The following is a 17,270-nucleotide window of genomic DNA, read 5'->3' on the forward strand; positions in this document are numbered from 1 at the left end:
GTCGTGACCGACTCCCCCGGCTGCGGGCCGGATCGGCGGCCGGTTCTCCGGGAAGGGCCGCGGCGGCGGGTCCGTCGGGACACCGCGCCGGCGGCCGGGGAGCCGCCGGACCACCGGTCAGCCGTCCGTGGCGGGGAGGGTCACCTCGAAGCGGCAGCCGCCGGTGACGTTGCGGACGGTGGTGCTGCCGCGGTGGGCCTCGACGATGCCGCGGACGATGGCGAGGCCGAGGCCCGCGCCGGCCGGCGGGGTGCGGGCGTGGCTGCCGCGCCAGCCGGTGTCGAAGACGCGGGGCAGGTCCTCCTCGGGGATGCCGCCGCAGCCGTCCGTCACCGACAGCACCACGCCCTCGGACGAGCGCCGCGCGGCGACCGCCACGGTCCCGTCGGCCGGGGTCCGGCGGATGGCGTTGACCAGCAGGTTGCCCAGGACCCGGCTCATCTCCCGCCCGTCCACCTCCACCGGCAGCGGCTCCACCCCGTCGCCGACGAGCCGCACGCCGTGTTCGCGGGCGAGCGGGTCCGCGCCGGCGAGGGCGTCGCCGACGAGGTCGTACAGGGAGACCCGGGACGGCGAGAGGGCGAGCGCGCCGGCGTGGATGCGGGAGAGTTCGAAGAGGTCGCCGACCATGTCGTTCAGGCGCTCCACCTCGGTGCGGATCTGCCGCAGGTAGCGGTCGGGGTCGGCGGCGACCCCGTCCTCCAGCGCCTCGGCCATCGCGCGCAGTCCGGCGAGCGGGGTGCGCAGATCGTGGGAGATCCAGGCGACGAGCTCCCGCCGGGAGGACTCCAGCGCCCGCTCACGGCCGCGTGACGCGGCGAGCCGGGCGCTGGTGGCCTCCAGTTCGCGGCTGAGCGCGGCGAGTTCCGCGGTGGCCGGGCCCTCGGGTGCGGCGAAGTCGCCGCCGTCGCCGAACGAGCGGGCGGCGAGGGTGAGTTCGCGGCTGCGGGCGACGACCCAGCGGCCCAGCAGCAGCGCGGTGACCACGGAGACCACGGCGGCCATGGCGACGACGGTGGTCACCACCCTCAGATCGTGCGCCGAGAGGAACATCGCCCGGGCGACGGCCAGCGTCCCGGCGAGCATCGCCGTCACGGCGACCCCCGCCACCACCGCGAGGTGCGCGGCGAGCGACCTGCGCCGGATCAGCAGCAGCACGCACGCGCCGAGCAGACCGGCCGCGGCGGCGCCGAGGAACGCGAACAGCGCGATGAGCGGCGTGTCCCGCACGGTCACGCCTCCCCGGGACCGGCGGTGGCCTCGAAGCGGTAGCCGACGCCCCACACCGTCCGGATCAGCCGGGGCCGTGCCGGATCGTCCTCGACCTTGCCGCGCAGCCGCCGTACGTGGACGGTCACGGTGGACAGGTCGCCGAAGTCCCAGCCCCACACCTCCCGCATCAGCTCCTCCCGCCCGTACGCCTGTCCGGGGTGCCCCAGGAAGAAGACGAGGAGGTCGAACTCACGCACGGTCAGAGCGAGTTCGTCGCCGTGCTTGGTGGCCCTGCGGGACGCGGGGTCGAGGGAGAGGCCGGCGGCCCGCAGCAGACCGGAGGCGGCGGCCGGCGCGCGGCGCGTGCGGCGCAGTACGGACTCGACGCGCAGCACGAGTTCGCGGGGGCTGAAGGGTTTGGTGACGTAGTCGTCGGCGCCCACCTCCAGGCCGAGGATGCGGTCGTCCTCGTCGCCGCGGGCGGTGAGCATGATGACCGGCACGGGTCCGTGGCCGCGCATCCGGCGGCACACCTCCAGACCGTCCATGCCGGGCAGCATGAGGTCGAGGACGACCAGGTCGGGCCGGTTCGCCGCCGCGCGGTCGAGCGCCTCCGGGCCGTCACCGGCCCGGTCGACGACGTATCCGGCGCGGTCGAGATAGCCCGCGACGATCTCGGCGACGGTCGGGTCGTCGTCCACGACGAGGACCCGGGCCCCGGCCTCGCCGTGCGGTGGTGGCTGCTCCATGCGGGTCAGCCTCGCACCCCGCGCGCGCGGCCGGGACATCCCGGGCGGCGGCGTTCGTGTTCCGTAAGGAGCCGCCGCCCGGGATGTCCGTTTCGCGCTCGCGGGTGCGAGCCGTGACCACCGCCGGGCGGGGCTCGCCCCGCCGCTCAGCCCTCGGCGGGCCGGAGCCGCAGCGAGATGCTGTTGATGCAGTAGCGCTGGTCCGTGGGCGTCGGGTAGCCCTCGCCCTCGAAGACGTGCCCCAGGTGCGAACCGCAGCGCGCGCAGCGGACCTCGGTGCGCACCATGCCGTGCGAGCGGTCCTCGATCAGCTCCACGGCCTCGCTGTCCCTCGGGTCGTAGAAGGACGGCCAGCCGCAGTGCGACTCGAACTTGGTGCCCGAGGTGAACAGCTCGGCGCCGCAGGCGCGGCAGGAGTAGACGCCCTCGGTGCTGGTGTCGGTGTACTCACCGGTGAAGGCCGGTTCCGTGCCCGCCTGGCGCAGCACCGCGTACTCGGCCGGCGACAGTTCCGCGCGCCACTGCTCGTCCGGCTTCTCCACGTCGTACGGCATGAGCTTCCAGCTCCTTACTTCGGCAGACGGTCCAGGATGCGCGGGCCGAGGTCGGTGACGTCGCCCGCTCCCATGGTGAGAACGAGGTCACCGGGCCCCGCCATTCCCGCGACCACCCCGGGGACGTCCGCCTGGTCGTGGACGGCCGTCACGTCGGCTCCGGCCGCCCGGGCCGCCTCGATGATCAGCTCGCTGGTGACACCGGGGACCGGGTCCTCGCGGGCCGGGTAGATGTCCAGCACCACGGAGGCGTCGGCCAGGGTCAGCGCCTGGCCCATCTCCTTGCCCAGCTCGCGGGTGCGGGAGAACAGGTGGGGCTGGAAGACGACGAGGATGCGGGCGTCGCCGACGGCGGCCCGCATGGCCTCCAGGTCGGCGGTCATCTCGGTCGGGTGGTGCGCGTAGGAGTCGACGACCTGGACGCCGGCGGCCTCGCCCTTGAGCTGCAGGCGCCGCTTCACCCCGGTGTAGGCGGCCAGCGCGGGCGCCATCTCGGCGGCCGGGATGCCGAGCGCGGCTCCCGCGGCGAGCGCGGCGACCGCGTTGTGCGCGTAGTGCCGGCCGGGGACCGAGACGGTGAAGGTGAGGGGGGCGCCGTCGAACTCGACGGTCACCTCGCTCCTCAGCCCCTGCGGTACGACGGACAGCACCCGCACGTCGGCGTCGGCCGCCTCGCCGTACGTCACCGTCCGCACCGAGCCGTCCAGCCGGCGGGTCAGCTCGCGGGCGCCCTCGTGGTCCGCGGAGATCACCAGCGTGCCGCCGGGCACGATCCGGCCGACGAACGTCTCGAAGGACTCGTGGATCTCCTCCATGGACGCGTAGTTGGCGTGGTGGTCCAGCTCCACGTTGAGGATGATCGCGACCTCGGGGGCGTACTTGTGGAAGCTGCGGTCCGACTCGTCGGCCTCGGCGACGAAGATCTCGCCCGCGCCGTGCGTCGCGTTGGAGCCGGGGGCGTCCAGGTCGCCGCCGATCGCGTACGACGGCTCGCGGCCCAGCTCGCCGAGGGTGACGGCCAGCATGGAGGTGGTGGTGGTCTTGCCGTGGGTGCCGGCCACCGCGATCGGCCGCAGGCCGTCCATCAGGGCGGCGAGGGCGTCGGAGCGGTGCACCACCGGGATGCCCAGCTCGGCCGCCCGGAGCAGCTCCGGGTTGTCCTCGCGGATGGCGGAGGAGACGACCACGCAGCTGGCGTCGTCGGCGAGGTGCGCGGCGGCGTGGCCGACGTGCACGGTGGCGCCGAAGGAGCGCAGCGCCTCCGCGGTCGGGGAGTCCTTGGCGTCGCTGCCGGCCACCTTCGCGCCCCGCTGGGCGAGGATCTTGGCGATGCCCGACATCCCGGCGCCGCCGATGCCGATGAAGTGCGGTCGGTCCATGGCGGTAGGAAGGCCGGGTGCCATGCGTGTTCTCCCAGTGGTGCGACGAGCGGGGACGGCGGTCTTCGCGCTCCCGCGGGCGAGCCGGGAGAGCGCCGCCCCAGCCTAAGCCTTGCTGTGGGAGAAGAGTTTCAGCACCGGCACACCGACCTTGTGCCGGGCCCGGGAGGCCCAGTCGCGGTGGAAGAACTCCTCCACGTAGTGCGGGTCGGTCAGCACGATCACCTCGTCCGCCCCGGTCTCCTCCACCATGGTCCTCAGCGCGTCCAGCGGGTGGTTCTCGATGAGCCGTCCGTCCGCCGTGTCGCCGGTGGCGCGCAGGGCCTGGAGGGAGACGTCCAGGGCGCGCTGCCCCATGCTCTTGGCCTCCTCGCCCTCGGGGGTCTCGTGCTCGCGGACGGCCTCGTCGAGTTCACCGAGGGCGACGTCGTCGATGGCTCTCAGCAGCCGGTCGGCCTGCTCGCCGCGCGGTTGGAGGAGCACGTGGAAGGAGACCGGCTCGTCACCGTGCAAGGTGGTGACGAACTCCACGTCCGCGGACGTCAGGGCCTTCTCGATCATCAGTACGCTTGTGAACACGGTGCGCCCCTTCTCCTCGGAGGGCCCTCGGGCCCTCTTCGCTCCGGGGGCCGAGCCGGGCCCCGCGGAAACCATCCTGCCCCGTGATCGCACGGGTACTGCCGGATTCATCCTCGCCCCGCTCGGCGGTGGGCGGACGAGTCGGTTCCGCCGATCGCCGGACCGGTGGTCACCGACGGGCGCCGTCCCGGCATCCCTCCCCCGCCCTTCCCGGTCCCTTCCGGGCGGGCGGTCAGCTCCGCCGGTACCGCGTGAACAGGAATCCGTCTTCTTCCAACATCGAGTTCAGCGTGAAACGCCGCGGAAGTGTCACTGACGGTCCACCGGCAATGCGCTGAGCGTCACCCGCGGTGAGCATCGGGGAGACGGTCAGACAGAGCTCGTCCAGCACCCCGGCGGCCACCATCTGGCCCAGCAGGCGCGGCCCGCCCTCGGTCAGCAGCCGGGTGTGGCCGAGCTCCGCGAGCGCCCGCACCGCCCGCGCGGGATCCACTCCGGCGCCCTCCCCGGCGACCACCACCCGGGCGCCGGCCCGCTCGGCGGCGGCGACGCGGTCGGGGGCGGCCCCGGCGCCGGTCAGGACCAGGGTGGGCAGCAGGGGGGAGGTGAACAGGGGCAGGGAGAAGTCCAGCTCCAGGCTCGCCGTCACCACCGCGATCACGGCCGCCGGACCCTGCCCGGCCGCTTCCCGGGCGGCGGCGAACTCGGCCCGCGCGCGCGCCGGACGGTAGCCCTCCTGCCGTACCGTCTCCGCGCCGACGACGACCACGTCCGCGAGGGCCCGCAGCACGCCGAAGATCCGCATGTCGGCGGGGCAGGAGATGGGCTGCGAGCGGCCGTCGTGCTGGGCCGCGCCGTCGAGGGTGGACACCATGTTGGCCCGCAGCCACGGCTCGCGGCCGCCGGGCCCCGGCCCGGGGTAGGCGTACGCGGCGGCCAGTTCGGCCAGGCTCCACTCACGGCCGTCCGCCCCGCCCGGAGCTGCTGTTTCGTCGGTCACGTCGGTCAGGGGGAACAGGCGTCGCATGACGGGCAGTCTTCCACGCCCCGTAGCATGGGGGACCGTGTCGTCCTCCTCCCCCGCCTCCCGTCCCGGTCCGATGGCCGACGTGGCCCCGCTGTCCCTGTGCGCCCGTGAGCCGCACGTCCCCGCGGACCGTCTGGTCGCCGAGATGGTGCCGCCGCCGCGGTTCGACTCGGTGCGCTTCGGCACCTACATACCGGACCCGGACCAGCCCAGCCAGACCGAGGCCGTGGGCGTCCTGGAGGGTTTCGCGGCGGGTCTCGGCGGTGCTCCGGCCGGTGAGCCGGGCCGGCGCAGGCTGTTCGGCTTCGGCAGGGCGCCGAAGAAGGCCCCGGCGGGCCCGCGCGGCGTCTACCTCGACGGCGGCTACGGCGTCGGCAAGACCCATCTGCTGGCGTCCCTGTGGCACGCCACCCCGGCGGAGCCCTCGCTGAAGGCGTTCGGCACCTTCGTGGAGCTGACCAACCTGGTCGGCGCCCTGGGCTTCCAGCAGACGGTGAAGACCCTCTCCGGGCACCGGCTGCTCTGCATCGACGAGTTCGAGCTGGACGACCCGGGCGACACCGTGCTCGTCTCCACCCTGCTCGGCCGGCTGGTGGAGGCCGGGGTCGCGCTCGCCGCCACCTCGAACACCCTGCCCGGCAAGCTCGGCGAGGGCCGGTTCGCGGCCGCCGACTTCCTGCGGGAGATCCAGGGCCTGTCGGCCCATTTCCGCGCCCTGCGCATCGACGGCGAGGACTACCGCCACCGCGGCCTGCCCGAGGCGCCGGCCCCCTACTCCGACGAGGTGGTGACCAGGGCCGCCCGGGCCACCGAGGGTGCCTCGCTGGACGCCTTCCCGGACCTGCTGGACCACCTGGCGAGGGTGCACCCCAGCCGCTACGGCGCCCTGACCGACGGCCTGCGCGCGGTGTGCCTCACCGGGGTGGGCCCGGTGCCGGACCAGTCGACCGCGCTGCGTCTGGTGGTCCTCGCGGACCGGCTCTACGACCGTGAGGTGCCCGTCCTCGCGTCCGGACTGCCGTTCGACCGGCTGTTCAGCGAGGAGATGCTGAAGGGCGGCTACCGCAAGAAGTACTTCCGGGCGATCTCGCGGCTCACCGCGCTGGCCCGCGACGCGAAACGGCTCACCGACCTCCCGTAGGACGGGTGTGCGACCACCGAGCGAATCGCCGTCGGCCAAGGGCACGTTCGCGCCACGGCACGCCGTCTTTTCAGGCGCCCTCCGCCACGGAGCACCGAGTTGACCCTGCAAATGACTTTGCGGGGTTAACGTGTTTCTTGACCAGTCGTTGACCAAGCGTTGGCCTGTCGAAGAGGTGCGAACCACCTCGGGGGACGCGCGTGACACGAGGTCGGGCGACCGTGGCCGCACCCCGGACCCCCGTCGTCGCCCCGCCCTGCGGCGCTTCTTCGCGTTCCCGGCCGGTCTTCGCATCCGCATACACACTTCGTGAAGCAAGGGCCACGGGTCGGCTCCACGCGTCGGGAGCGACAGGCCCGTGTCCGCCCCGGACCCCCCGCTCCTCGAACGCCGGAGAGGCCGCGTCACCACCCCTCCGGCGCCGGAGACGCGTCCCCACACGCGCCAGGAGGCACCGCCGTATGCAGCCCCTCGTCGACAGCTGCCGCACCTCGGGAGAACCACCCGGCGTCCCGTCCGGCACCGTCCCGCCGGCGGACGGCTACGCGCCGGAGGCGCCGTGAGCACGCCCCCGTCCCGGTTCCCCCATCTGAGGCAGGACTTCGCCGCCTCGCTCGTCGTCTTCCTCGTCGCCCTCCCGCTGTGTGTGGGTGTCGCCGTCGCCTCCGGCGTCCCGGCCGAACTCGGCCTGGTGACCGGCATCGTGGGCGGCCTGGTCACCGGAATGCTGCCGGGCAGCAGCCTCCAGGTGTCCGGGCCGGCCGCCGGACTGACCGTGCTGGTCTTCGAGGCGGTCGACACCTACGGGCTGCCCGCGCTCGGCGTGATCGTGCTGGCCACCGGAGTGCTCCAGCTCGTCATGGGCGCCCTGCGGCTCGGGCGCTGGTTCCGCGCGATGTCGCTCTCGGTGATCGAGGGCATGCTGGCCGGCATCGGCCTGGTCCTGATCGCCGGTCAGCTCTACGCGGCGGCCGGGCTGGAGGCGCCCGACAGCGGCCTCGGCAAGGTCGTCGGTCTGCCCGGGGCGGCCGTGGACGCGCTCGGCAGCACCGAGGCGCTCGCCTCGGCGGGGGTCGCCGCCGGCACCGTCGCGGTGATGGTGCTCTGGCGCCGGATGCCGCGGCCGGCGGGCGCCGTGCCGGGGGCGCTCACCGCCGTCCTGCTCGCGACGGCCGTCACGCTCGCCTTCGGCATGCCCGTCGCGACGGTCGAGGTGCGGGGCCTGTTCGACTCCGTCCAGCCGCCCGGCGCGGACGCCTTCGGTGCTCTGGCGGGCATCGGCTTCCTCGGCACGATCCTCGCCTTCGCGCTGATCTCCTCCGCCGAGAGCCTGTTCAGCGCGGCGGCCGTGGACCGGCTGCACACCGGCCCACCCACCCGGTACAACAGGGAACTGATGGCGCAGGGCGCGGGCAACACGGTCTGCGGCCTGCTCGGCGCGCTGCCGATGACCGCGGTCATCGTGCGCAGTTCCGCCAACGTCCGGGCGGGCGCCAGGACCAAGGCGTCCCGGGTGCTGCACGGCGTGTGGCTGCTGCTGTTCGCCGCGCTGCTGCCGTCCGCGCTGGCCCTCATCCCCCTGCCCGCGCTGGCCGGCATCCTGATCCACGCGGGCTGGAAGCTGATCCCGTTCCGCGGGCTCGGCGCGCTGTGGCGGGCGCACCGGGGCGAGGCGCTGGTCCTCGTGGTCACCGCGGTGTCGATCGTCACGGTGAACATGTTCGAGGGCGTGCTGATCGGGCTCGCCCTGTCCGTGGCCAAGACCGCCTGGGAAGCCTCGCACTCCCGGGTCGAGGTCAGGGACGAGGGGGCTGGACCCGTCCGGGTGTACCTGTCGGGCAACGCGACGTTCCTGCGCCTGCCGAGGATCCTGGACGTCCTGGAGTCCCTACCGCGGGACCGCCCCGTGGAACTGGACCTCACCGGCCTCCACCACCTCGACCACGCCTGCCGCACGGCGCTCGGGCACTGGGCCGAACGCCACGGCGCCACCGGCACACCGCCGGTGAAGCTCACCGACGGCACACCGGACGAGGGCAGTACCGCGGTGACCGTCCCGTAGCGGCGGCGGGATGGCGGAGCCGCGCCGCCCGCTGCCCCGGCCCGGGGGACACGTGCGACACGCGTGGTTCCCGGGACCCGCACCAGGTGATAGACACGGCCGGGTCACAGTTCCTGTCCGCCAGCAGGAAGGTTTCCCCCATGTCCGAAACCGTGCCCACGCCCCCCTCCCCCACGACGCGCCGTCAGCTCCTCGCCCGCACCGGTGCCGCGGGCATCGGCATCGCCTTCTCCGGCGCCCTCTCCGAACTCTTCACCGGGACCGCCGCCGCGGGGAACCTCGGCCACGGCGGCTACGGCCCGCTCGTCCCGGACCCCGACGGCCTGCTCGACCTGCCGAAGGGGTTCCGGTACAGGGTCCTCTCCCGCGAGGGCGACCCCCTGCGCTCGGGCGAGGGACCGGTGCCCTCCAACCACGACGGCATGGCGGCGTTCGCCGGCCGGCACGGCCGGGTCCACCTGGTCCGCAACCACGAGAACCGGGCCACCGGAAGAGTCCCCGTCCCGGTGATCGAGGGCCTGACCTACGACCCGGAGGGCAAGGGCGGCTGTACGGCCCTGACCCTGGACCACCGCGGCAGCGTGCTGTCGGAACGGGTCGCGATCGCGGGGACGGCCGTCAACTGCGCGGGCGGCCCCACCCCCTGGGACACCTGGCTGACCTGCGAGGAGACCGAGGACAAGGCGGGCACCAACGGCTACACCAAGGACCACGGCTTCATCTTCGAGGTCGACGGCGCCGACCCGCGCCGCACCGGCGCCGTCCCGCTGACCGCGATGGGCCGCTTCCAGCACGAGGCGATCGCCGTGGACCCGAAGCGGGGGGTGGTCTACGAGACCGAGGACGCCTTCGACCGGCCCTTCGGCCTGTTCTACCGCTTCCTGCCGAGGAAACCCCTGGGCGGCACCGGTTCCCTGCGGGCGGGCGGCCGGCTCCAGGCGATGCGGGTGCCGGGGGTGCCCGACCTGTCCTCCATCCGGGAGACGGGAGCCCGCTTCGACGGCATCGAGTGGGTCGACGTACCGGACCCGCTGGCCGCCGGGACGCCGATCCGCTTCCAGGACTTCGGCCCCCGTGGCATCACCCACGCGCAGAAGCTCGAGGGCTGCTACTGGGGCGGCCGCTCGGTCTACTTCGTCTCGTCCTACGCCCGCAGCTCCGAGGGGTCCGCCGGTGACCACTACGGTCAGATCTGGCGCTACGACCCGGACCGCCGCCGCCTCACCCTGGTGATCGTCTTCGGCCCGGACACGGACGTCCGGCTGCCCGGCGAGTCGCCGGACAACATCTGCCTCGCGCCCGGTGGCGGACTGATGGTGTGCGAGGACGGCGGCGGCGCCCAGCACGTCTACGGCGTCACGCGCCGGGGTGAGGTCTACGCGGTGGCCCGCAACCGCCAGAACGTGGGCACTCCCGAGGATCCGGAGTGGGGCGAGTTCGCCGGGGTCGCCTTCTCCCCGGACGGCGACACGATGTACGTCAACTGCTACGCCCCCGGCACGACGTTCGCGGTGACGGGCCCCTGGCGCGGGTGACCGCCGCGGCGTGCCGGGACGGGGGGCGGTCCGACCGCCCCCCGTCCCGGCGAGCGTTCAGTCCGCGAGGAGCGCGTCCATCTGGCCGACGGACTGGCTCAGCCCCTCCACCATGCCCATCTCGGCCAGCCGCTCCATCTGCTCCCGGGTGTCGAAGACGGAACGCAGTTCCATCCGCGTACCGCCGTCGTGCTCGGTGAGCGTCACGCGTACCGAGGTGGTGGGCATCTCGGGATCCGGCGCGCCGTCCCGGTCGGAGAAGCCGTCGGTGAACTCCAGGGCGGTCGGCGGGGTGACGGAGGAGATCCGCCACCAGCCGCCGAACTTCTCGCCCTCCGGGCCGGTCATGTAGTACGTCACGCCGCCGCCCGGCGTCAGGTCGTGCTCCTCGAACGTCGCCGGGTAGCTCGGCGGGCCCCACCAGCGCTCCAGCTGCCGCGGGTCGGCCCACAGCCGCCACACCCGCTCCACCGGGGCGGTGAAGTCGGCGACGAGCGTGAGGGTGAGGGTGTCGACGTCCTTGTCGACGCTGGTGACCGTCATCTGTCCGTTCCTTCCGTCGTTGTCCCGTCGCGGGCCGGGGTCACGGGCCCGGTGGTCGCGCCGGCGTCCCGCGCCAGCAGACCGGACATCCGGTCCACCCGGGCCCGCCAGGCCGACTCCAGTTCGTCGAGGGCCTGCCGCGCCCGGCGCACCGCGTCGGGCTCGGTCCGCACGAGCTGCTCCCGTCCGCGTCGCTCCTTGGTGACCAGACCGGCCCGCTCCAGCACCGTGACGTGTTTCTGCACCGCGGCGAAGCTCATCGGGTAGGCCGCGGCCAGACGTGACACGGACAGCTCACCCCGGACGCAGCGGCGGAGTATGTCGCGCCGCGTCGCGTCGGCCAGGGCGTGGAACAACCGGTCCACGGTCTCCGCGGACTCGTCCGCCATCCCATCTACAACCATTTGGTTGTACGTTAGTCCCGTCCCGCCCCTCCCGCAAGAGGAGCACCCCGGGTCACTGAACGGGGCGCCGCGGGGTACCCGGCGCCGCATGACGGAGAAGCAGCAGACCGGCGACTCGTACTGGCTCCGCACCGCACCGGACGGGCGGCATCCCGCACTGTCCGGCGACCTCGAGGTCGACGTGGCCGTGATCGGCGCGGGCATCGCGGGGCTGTGCACGGCGTGGGAGCTGACCCGGGCCGGCCGCAGCGTCGCGGTGCTGGAGGCCGGCCGGGTCGCGGCGGGCGTCACCGGGCACACCTCGGCGAAGGTCACCGCCCAGCACACCCTGATCTACGACAAGCTGCGCCGCACCCGCGGCAGCGAGGGCGCGCGGCTGTACGCCCGGTCGCAGTCCGAGGCGATCGAGCACACGGCGGACGTGGTCGCCGAGCTGGGCGTCGACTGCGAGTGGGAGCGGCGCAGCGCGTACACCTTCGTGCGGGACGGCAGCGGGGTGGAGGAGCTGCGCGCGGAGGCGCGGGCCGCGCGGGAGGCGGGGCTGCCGGCCTCGTTCGTGACCGGGACCGGCCTGCCGTTCCCGGTGGCGGGCGCCGTCGAGGTGACCGGGCAGGTCCAGTTCCATCCGCGCAAGTACCTGCTGGCCCTCGCCCGGGACATCGTGGCGCGCGGCGGGCGCATCCACGAGGACACGACGGTGGTCGGCCTGGAGGAGGGCACGCCGTGCCGGCTGTCGACGTCGACCGGGGCCACGGTGACGGCCCGCGACGTCGTCGTCGCCACCCACTACCCCGTGTTCGACCGGGCGCTGCTGTTCACCCGGCTGTCGTCACGGCGCGAGCTGGTGGTCGCCGGGCCGATCCCGGCGGGCCAGGATCCGGAGGGCATGTACATCACCCAGGAGGAGAACACGCGCTCGGTCCGCACCGCCCCCTACGGCGAGGACGGCAGCCGGCGCCTGCTCGTGGTCACCGGCGAGCACTTCACCCCCGGCACGGGTGATCCCCGGGCCGGATTCGACCGGCTCTCCGCCTGGGCCCGCGAGCACTTCCCCGGGGTGGAGCTCACGTACTCCTGGGCGACCCAGGACAACGACCCCACGGACACCGTGCCGCTGGTCGGTCCGCTGCACCCGGGCGCGCGGCACACCTACGTGGCCACCGGTTTCGGCGGGTGGGGCATGAGCGGAGGCATGATGGCGGGCCTGCTGCTGACCGCGCAGATCACCGGTGAGAAGTGCGAGTGGAGCGGCCTGTACGACCCGCGCCGCCTGGCCTCCACGGTGCGCGAGGCGCCGTCGTTCCTCAAGCACCAGGCGCAGGTGGCCATGCACTTCGTCGGCGACCGGCTGCGCCCGTCCCCGCCGGTGGAGGCGCTGCCGCCGGGCGAGGGAGCGGTGGTGCGGGTCGACGGCGGACGGCTCGCGGTGTACCGCGACGACGAGGGAAGCCTGCACGCCGTCTCGGCCCGCTGCACCCACATGGGCTGCCTGGTCGACTTCAACGCCGCCGAGCGCGCCTGGGAGTGCCCGTGCCACGGCTCCCGCTTCGACACGGACGGCAAGGTCGTCCAGGGACCGGCGACGCGGCCGCTGGAGCGGCGGGACATCTGAGACCCGGACCGGCCGGGCCGCCGGGCGGGTGACACCCCGCCGGGTCCCCGGACGGGCCGCCAGGATCCCCTCAAAACGTCTCATACCGTCATGCGGTGATCACACTTACCCGTCGGGTGGCCGCCCTGTGCGTGGCGGCCACCGCGCTCACCGCCTGCGCCACCGTCCAGCCCGCCCGGCAGCCGCCCCGCCCCGCGCCCTCGGCCTCCCCCGCCGCCCCGGCGACGCCCACCCTCGCCCCCGGCCCCGCCGGACTGACGCCGGTCTTCGACCACGGCCCGCGCGGCGGCGAGCGGACGGTCGCCCTCACCTTCGACGCCGACATGACCGCCGACCAGGGCCCGAGGGCGGCGGCGGGCGAGCGGTTCGACCACCCGGAGCTCGTCGCCGCCCTGCGCGCGCTGAAGGTGCCGGCCACGGTCTTCATGACCGGCCGCTGGGCCGAGGAGTACCCGGACCAGGCCCGCTCCATCGGCCGGGACCCGCTCTTCGAGGTCGCCAACCACTCCTACAGCCACTACGCCTTCACCGGCGACTGCTACGGCCTGCCGGCCGTCGCCGCGGACCGGATGCGGGCGGACGTGGAGCGGGCGTACGCGGTGTTCCGGAAGGTGGGGGTGCCGGATCCGATGCCGTACTTCCGCTTCCCCGGTGGCTGCTACGACCGCCGGGCGCTGAAGGCGCTCGTCCCGGCCGGTGTCACGGCCGTGCAGTGGGACGTGGTCGGCGGCGACGCGTTCGCCGCGGACGCGGACGCGGTGGCGCGGCAGGTGCTGGACGGCGTGCGCCCGGGTTCGGTGGTGGTCCTGCACTGCACGCGCAGCGCGGCCCCGGCGACGGAACGGGCCGTGCGTGCGATCGTGCCGGAGCTGCGCCGCCAGGGCTACCGCTTCGTGAAGGTCTCCGAGCTGATCGCGGCCGCCGGCGGGCGCGGCTGAACGTCCTACCCTGGACCCATGAGCGACACCGACCACGACTACTGCCTGATCGACGTGTCCAGGCCGCCGAAGGCCGACGGTCCGCCGTACGCGGAGTGCGTGCTGTGCCGGGAGCCGACGGAGTACCCGGAGTCGTACAAGGGCGTCACGCTGTGCCCGGTCTGCGAATGGCGCGAGGCGGAGCGCACGTCCTGCTCGGGCTGACGGCGCCCCCGCGCGGCTTGGCACACTTGACCCCGTGAGCACCGACACGCCTTCCGCCGACAGCCCCTTCCGCCCCGACCCGGACGCCCGCGACCGGGCGCCCCAGTTCGTGCTGCCCCTCGTGGTCCGCATCGAACGGGCCGCGCCCCCGGCCCGTACGGACGCCCTGGAGACGGCGGCCCGCGCGGTCCTGGTGATGCTGTCCGACGAGCGCTCGGCGGGCGAGGGCGAGTGGGCACGGGCGGTGCGCGACTGGCAGGACGGCCGCATCCGCAAGGTGGTGCGCCGGGCGCGCGGCGCGGAGTGGCGCCGCGCCGAGGCGCTCCCCGGCATCACGGTCACCGGCAAGTCCGCCGAGGTCCGTGTCTTCCCGCCGGTCCCCCTGGACGGCTGGCCCAAGGACCTGGCGCGCCTCCAGGTCTCCGGCACCGACCTCGACGACCCCGATCCGGTTCCCCCGGCCGATCCCGGCACACCCGTCCTCTGGTTCAACCCCGGCCTCGACATGTCGGCCGGCAAGGCGATGGCCCAGGCGGGCCACGGCGCACAGCTGGCCTGGCTGGCGCTCACCCCCGGGGCCCGGGCCGGCTGGCGGGCCGCCGGCTTCCCCCTGGCCGTACGCACCGCCGCCCCCTCCCGCTGGCCCGCGCTGACCGCCGGCGGCCTGCCCACGGTCCGCGACGCCGGCTTCACGGAGATCGCCCCGGGCTCGTGCACGGTGGTGGCGGAGCACCCGGCGCTGCGGTGACCTGACGGGGCCCGGGGCGGTGACCTGACGGGCTCGGGGCCCGGGGCGGCGGCCGGGCCGTCCCGGGATTCCGGGGTCCGCCCGGATTCCCGCGGGGTTTCCAGGACCTGCCCGCACGCATCTTGCCGTGCTCATGACCGGCGGTGTACCAATGGGAGCGCGGAACTTGAATGTTGTTCAGGTTTCGCGCCGCCGGGGGGCCGAGCGAGCCGGAGGAGCAGCGGATGTCCGCGGAACGTCGTCCCGTGCACAGCAGCCGTCGCAGCGTTCTGCGGGCGGGCGCCCTGACCGGCCTGGGGCTGGCGGGTGCGCAGCTCGCGGTCCCGGGCCGCGCCGGCGCCGCCCCCGGCACCGGTTTCCTCGTCGGCCGGGGACTGGCCGACGCCACCGGCGAGGTGGCCGAGGTCGGCCTGATGGGGTACGGCCGGTTCGACCAGCAGGCGGCGGGGCTCCACACCCGGCTGCGGGCGCGGGCGTTCGTGGTGGCCGACCGGGCGAGCGGACGGCGGGTCATGCTGATCGTCGCCGACTCCCCGATGATCTTCCACAGCGTGCATCAGGCGGTGCTGCGCCGGCTCGCCGGGGCGTACGGCGATCTCTACACCGAGCAGAACGTGCTCGTCACCGCCACCCACACCCACGCCGGGCCCGGCGGCTACTCGCACCACCTGCTCTACAACACGACCACGTTCGGTTTCCACCGCAAGACCTTCGAGGCGGTGGCGGACGGTCTCTTCGAGGCCGCGCAGCGGGCCCACGACGACCTGGCGCCGTCCGAACTCGTCCTCAGCCACGGCACGCTGACCGGCGCCAGCGTCAACCGCTCACGGTCCGCCTTCGACCGCAACCCGAAGGCCGACCGCGACCACTTCCCGGACGCCGTCGACACGCACACCACCCTGCTCCGGGTGGAACGGGCCGGGCGTGCGGTGGGGGCCGTCAACTGGTTCCCGGTGCACAGCACCAGCATGTCCGGGGACAACCGGCTCGTCAGCGCGGACAACAAGGGCTACGCGGCCTACCACTGGGAGCGCGAGGTCCACGGCGTCGACTACCTGGCCGACGGCTCCCCGGCGTTCGTCTCCGCCTTCGCCCAGACGAACAGCGGCGACATGTCGCCCAACCTGGACCTGCGGCCGCCCACCACACCCGAGGACTTCGCGCACACCCGCGCGAACGGACTGCGGCAGTTCGAGGCCGCTGCGGCCCAGTTGCCGGAGCCCGGTGTCCGGCTCACCGGACCGGTCGACTCCCGGCTGGTGTACGTGGACCTCTCCGACGTCACCGTAGGCCCCGAGTTCACCGGTGACGGACGCACCCACCGCACGTCCAAGCCGTGCGTCGGCGCGTCCATGGCGGCCGGCAGCCTGGAGGACGGGCCGGCCTTCCCCGGCTTCGAGGAGGGGGACAACCCCTTCTGGGACGCGATCTCCGACTCCGTGATCTACACGGTGTCACCGGAGTTGAGGCAGGCGCAGGCACCCAAGGACGTCTTCGTGCCGATCGGGGAGATGAACCGCGTCTACCCGTGGGTGCAGGAGCGGGTGCCGGTGATGCTGGTCCGTATCGGCCGCCTCCATCTGATCGGCATCCCGGGCGAGGTCACCGTCTGCGCGGGCCTGCGGCTGCGGCGGACGGTCGCCGCGATCGTGGGCGCTGACCTCGACGACGTCCTGGTCGCCGGGTACGCGAACTCCTACTTCCACTACGTGACCACTCCCGAGGAGTACGACGCGCAGCAGTACGAGGGCGGCAGCACGCTCTTCGGCCGCTGGCAGCTCCCGGCGCTCCAGCAGACCGCGGCGGCGCTGGCCACCTCGCTGCGCGACGGAACGGAGCTGCCGCTGGGCCCGAAGGCGCCGGACCTGTCGGGCAAGGCGCTCTCCCTCCAGCCGGGCGTGGTGCTGGACGCGCCGCCGCTGCTGCGGAAGTTCGGGGACGTACTGGTGCCGCCGCGGGAGAGCCACCGCGCCGGTGAGCGGGCCGAGACCGTGTTCGCGGGCGCCCACCCGGGCAACGACCTGCACCGCGGGGACACCTACCTGGAGATCCAGCGCCGGGACTCCGGCGGCACCTGGCGCACCGTCGCAGACGACGGCGACTGGCAGACCCGCTTCCACTGGGCGCGCGACGGAGTCGCCGCGTCCAGGGTCACCCTCACCTGGGACATCCCCCAGGGCACTCCCCCGGGCACCTACCGCATGGTCTACCACGGCGACGCGCGGAGCCTCACCGGCACGATCACCCCGTTCACGGGCACCTCGCCGGCGTTCACGGTGCGCTGACCCGGTCCACCCCGCGCTGCCGAGGCGGCGCCGCGTCCTCAGCCCTGGGGATCCTGCGGCTTGGCGTCGACCTCGCGCAGATTGCGGTCGGTGAGTCCGGTGCGTGCCTCCGTGCGATGGCCGCGGGCGACGTAGTCCCGCACGACCGCCTCGATCGCGTCCTGCGGCGAACCGATCCCCGCGAGGACCATCACCTCCACCACGAGTTCCGCGTCCAGACCGATGTTGACCTTCGCCACCGCACCCGCCCCTCGTCGTGTCCCGCCCGTACTGTACGGGGGCCGGCCCCGGGAGGACC

Annotated in this window: 17 protein-coding genes; 8 read left to right on the plus strand and 9 right to left on the minus strand. The window is 74.0% G+C overall.

Translation table 11 applies throughout. From position 1 onward, the window contains the following. Positions 1 to 117 precede the first annotated feature (117 nt). The 6 genes from IE118_RS12305 to IE118_RS12330 all read right to left on the minus strand — a co-directional run bounded on the left by IE118_RS12305 (position 118) and on the right by IE118_RS12330 (position 5,500). Positions 118 to 1,230 (minus strand): sensor histidine kinase, encoded by a 1,113-nt coding sequence (locus IE118_RS12305; RefSeq protein ID WP_189557837.1) that lies wholly within the window; start codon positions 1,228 to 1,230, stop codon positions 118 to 120. A gap of 2 nt (positions 1,231 to 1,232) precedes the next feature. Beyond that, complete coding sequence (locus IE118_RS12310) at positions 1,233 to 1,961, minus strand: response regulator transcription factor (RefSeq protein WP_189557838.1); 729 nt, start codon at positions 1,959 to 1,961, stop codon at positions 1,233 to 1,235. Between the two features lie 146 nt (positions 1,962 to 2,107). Beyond that, positions 2,108 to 2,515 carry a peptide-methionine (R)-S-oxide reductase MsrB gene (gene msrB / locus IE118_RS12315; RefSeq protein ID WP_189557839.1) on the minus strand — a complete coding sequence of 136 codons (408 nt, stop codon included), beginning with the start codon at positions 2,513 to 2,515 and terminating at the stop codon, positions 2,108 to 2,110. A gap of 14 nt (positions 2,516 to 2,529) precedes the next feature. Next, the gene (murC, locus tag IE118_RS12320) at positions 2,530 to 3,918 is read right to left on the minus strand and encodes a UDP-N-acetylmuramate--L-alanine ligase (RefSeq protein ID WP_189557840.1); all 1,389 of its coding nucleotides are present in this window, start codon (positions 3,916 to 3,918) and stop codon (positions 2,530 to 2,532) included. A gap of 81 nt (positions 3,919 to 3,999) precedes the next feature. Then, positions 4,000 to 4,473: an indole-3-glycerol phosphate synthase gene (locus tag IE118_RS12325; protein ID WP_189557841.1), complete on the minus strand. Its 474-nt coding sequence runs from the start codon at positions 4,471 to 4,473 to the stop codon at positions 4,000 to 4,002. A 232-nt stretch (positions 4,474 to 4,705) separates the two neighbouring features. Continuing rightward, positions 4,706 to 5,500 (minus strand): pyrimidine reductase family protein, encoded by a 795-nt coding sequence (locus tag IE118_RS12330; RefSeq protein ID WP_189557842.1) that lies wholly within the window; start codon positions 5,498 to 5,500, stop codon positions 4,706 to 4,708. Between the two features lie 73 nt (positions 5,501 to 5,573). On the opposite strand from IE118_RS12330, the gene zapE reads away from it, so the two are divergent. The 3 genes from zapE to IE118_RS12345 all read left to right on the plus strand — a co-directional run bounded on the left by zapE (position 5,574) and on the right by IE118_RS12345 (position 10,238). After that, complete coding sequence (gene zapE / locus IE118_RS12335) at positions 5,574 to 6,641, plus strand: cell division protein ZapE (RefSeq protein WP_189558157.1); 1,068 nt, start codon at positions 5,574 to 5,576, stop codon at positions 6,639 to 6,641. 559 nt (positions 6,642 to 7,200) lie between these two features. Beyond that, complete coding sequence (locus IE118_RS12340) at positions 7,201 to 8,703, plus strand: SulP family inorganic anion transporter (protein WP_189557843.1); 1,503 nt, start codon at positions 7,201 to 7,203, stop codon at positions 8,701 to 8,703. A gap of 140 nt (positions 8,704 to 8,843) precedes the next feature. After that, entirely contained in the window at positions 8,844 to 10,238 is a 1,395-nt protein-coding gene (locus IE118_RS12345; protein ID WP_189557844.1) for an alkaline phosphatase PhoX, read from the plus strand. A gap of 57 nt (positions 10,239 to 10,295) precedes the next feature. On the opposite strand, the gene IE118_RS12350 is transcribed toward IE118_RS12345, so the two are convergent. Then, on the minus strand, positions 10,296 to 10,781 hold the full coding sequence (locus IE118_RS12350; protein ID WP_189557845.1) for an SRPBCC family protein: 486 nt from the start codon (positions 10,779 to 10,781) through the stop codon (positions 10,296 to 10,298). After that, on the minus strand, positions 10,778 to 11,185 hold the full coding sequence (locus tag IE118_RS12355) for an ArsR/SmtB family transcription factor (protein WP_229846782.1): 408 nt from the start codon (positions 11,183 to 11,185) through the stop codon (positions 10,778 to 10,780). Before IE118_RS12355 ends, IE118_RS12350 begins: the two co-directional genes overlap by 4 nt. A gap of 88 nt (positions 11,186 to 11,273) precedes the next feature. Here IE118_RS12355 and IE118_RS12360 point away from each other — a divergent pair, with 88 nt between their 5' ends. The 5 genes from IE118_RS12360 (at position 11,274) to IE118_RS12380 (ending at position 16,972) form a co-directional block, all read left to right on the plus strand. Then, positions 11,274 to 12,797, plus strand: a complete 1,524-nt coding sequence (locus IE118_RS12360; RefSeq protein WP_189557846.1) for an FAD-dependent oxidoreductase — start codon at positions 11,274 to 11,276, stop codon at positions 12,795 to 12,797. A gap of 95 nt (positions 12,798 to 12,892) precedes the next feature. Continuing rightward, complete coding sequence (locus IE118_RS12365) at positions 12,893 to 13,735, plus strand: polysaccharide deacetylase family protein (RefSeq protein WP_189557847.1); 843 nt, start codon at positions 12,893 to 12,895, stop codon at positions 13,733 to 13,735. Positions 13,736 to 13,753: 18 nt separating this feature from the next. Then, complete coding sequence (locus tag IE118_RS12370) at positions 13,754 to 13,939, plus strand: hypothetical protein (protein ID WP_189557848.1); 186 nt, start codon at positions 13,754 to 13,756, stop codon at positions 13,937 to 13,939. 34 nt (positions 13,940 to 13,973) lie between these two features. Then, on the plus strand, positions 13,974 to 14,687 hold the full coding sequence (locus IE118_RS12375; RefSeq protein ID WP_189557849.1) for an aminoacyl-tRNA hydrolase: 714 nt from the start codon (positions 13,974 to 13,976) through the stop codon (positions 14,685 to 14,687). Between the two features lie 224 nt (positions 14,688 to 14,911). Then, the gene (locus tag IE118_RS12380; protein ID WP_189557850.1) at positions 14,912 to 16,972 is read left to right on the plus strand and encodes a neutral/alkaline ceramidase; all 2,061 of its coding nucleotides are present in this window, start codon (positions 14,912 to 14,914) and stop codon (positions 16,970 to 16,972) included. 38 nt (positions 16,973 to 17,010) lie between these two features. Here IE118_RS12380 and IE118_RS12385 read toward each other — a convergent pair whose 3' ends face one another. After that, positions 17,011 to 17,211, minus strand: a complete 201-nt coding sequence (locus tag IE118_RS12385; protein ID WP_189557851.1) for a type II toxin-antitoxin system VapB family antitoxin — start codon at positions 17,209 to 17,211, stop codon at positions 17,011 to 17,013. Between the last annotated feature and the right edge of the window lie 59 nt (positions 17,212 to 17,270).

Origin of the sequence: Streptomyces pilosus, assembly GCF_014649835.1 — a bacterium.
Lineage (GTDB): Bacteria > Actinomycetota > Actinomycetes > Streptomycetales > Streptomycetaceae > Streptomyces > Streptomyces pilosus.